At 55.0% G+C, this 1,348-nt stretch carries 3 protein-coding genes; all 3 read right to left on the bottom strand.

Annotation, left to right across the window (positions count from 1 at the left end):
* Window positions 1-323 (bottom strand): hypothetical protein (locus tag RCF13_RS19385; RefSeq protein WP_308141468.1); only part of this gene is annotated, 323 nt, incomplete at its 3' end.
* Entirely contained in the window at window positions 320-643 is a 324-nt protein-coding gene (locus RCF13_RS19380; protein WP_308141467.1) for a hypothetical protein, read from the bottom strand. The genes RCF13_RS19380 and RCF13_RS19385, both read right to left, overlap by 4 nt.
* A gap of 270 nt (window positions 644-913) precedes the next feature.
* Complete coding sequence (locus tag RCF13_RS19375; RefSeq protein WP_308141466.1) at window positions 914-1,255, bottom strand: hypothetical protein; 342 nt, start codon at window positions 1,253-1,255, stop codon at window positions 914-916.
* Between the last annotated feature and the right edge of the window lie 93 nt (window positions 1,256-1,348).

Genomic DNA, 1,348 nt, shown 5'->3' with positions numbered 1-1,348 from the left:
GCCCGATATAGATCACCCTTGGCGGCGTGATATGCCGTGTCCAGAATGAATTTTTCTGGCGGGATTTTCAGCCGCTTTGCTCTATTGTTGATCAGGTGGCGTTGCTCGTAAGACATAGGAATGGTCACATAGACCGCCTTTTGAGCCCTGCTACGGCGTGGCAGGTGCCAGCGATACCAGACGGCCCGGATTGTTGCGGGGTCGGTGCCATCATCGAGAAGCTCAGCAATCTCGCGAGAGGAACGTCCCCTACCAGTCCAGAAACCAATCTGCCCAATTTTCCGCGCAGTCCATTTCTGAGGTGTTTTCCTCTTTTCGCTCATTGCACACGTCCCTGCTCGGCCATCGTTTGGGCTGCTGCAGCATGCATTGAAGCGCCAATTTCAGCCGTGAATGGCGCGACGCGATCCATCAACGTCGAAAACCAATTTGAAGCTTCGGCGTTCGTCATTCCTGACGCGAATAGTTCTCCACAAATGGCAGAGCGAAGCGTCTCCGTGAAATGGCCGCTGACGGGTTGATCCGTCGTTTCGGCAATACAAACCGCCGCCATGGAAAGCGCTAATGTATGCGCAAAAAGGTCACTGCCTAGCATCGCTTCAAGCGCCTGACGGCTCTGTTTTTGTTGGTCTTTTACCAGCATTGTGATATGCTCCGGTTGTTGTTTGAGGGCTCTCCCTCTTGAACGACAGGTGGTTGATAGGCCGGTCCTTGTGGAGGGACTGGCCTTTTCCATTTCAACCAGTCCGTGCTCGAATTAATGCCGCTTCTGCCATTGCCAGAGATGCTTCCAGAGCAGTCAGAGCGAACCGCTGGCGAAGCTTCGGCATGACCGGGCGTGGTTTCTCGTGATCCGGCGTTGTTGCCAACCACAAGGCCGCTGTTTGAACGCGTGGATTTGGAACGTCAGCGGTCATGCGGTGTCTCCAAATCTGGGCGAGCCGTCAGTGTTTTCGAAAGCCAACCATTCCGCGATGCGGACTAGGCATTTCTCGGCCCAGATTTCACGTGATCGTCGCTCGACCGCCCGATCCATGAGAGCCCGAGCGATGTCGCGAAGGTAGGCAACGGGATCTGGAGAACCCTTGGCGTTGAAAGCGAACGTGCATAACCGTTGATCCGTTTTGAGGTCGCCAGTTGTGCCGCCAAAAGGAATTTCCGGCACATGCCGAACGGATTCATCGCTGAGGTAGGCCGCGAAGGCGGCTCGGACGTCGACTGCTTCCGACGGAGTAATGTTGGAAACAGGGTTCATGCTGCTCTCCTTGCGGAGAGTTCGATGACATGGCCATCTCCGCGTCGGTTCGGAATGTTGTAAATTACTTCCAAAGACGCCTTGTGAATCAGG

Origin of the sequence: Stenotrophomonas maltophilia group sp. RNC7, assembly GCF_030910085.1 — a bacterium.
Taxonomy (GTDB): domain Bacteria; phylum Pseudomonadota; class Gammaproteobacteria; order Xanthomonadales; family Xanthomonadaceae; genus Stenotrophomonas; species Stenotrophomonas sepilia.
This window is presented reverse-complemented; position numbering and strand designations above follow the sequence as displayed.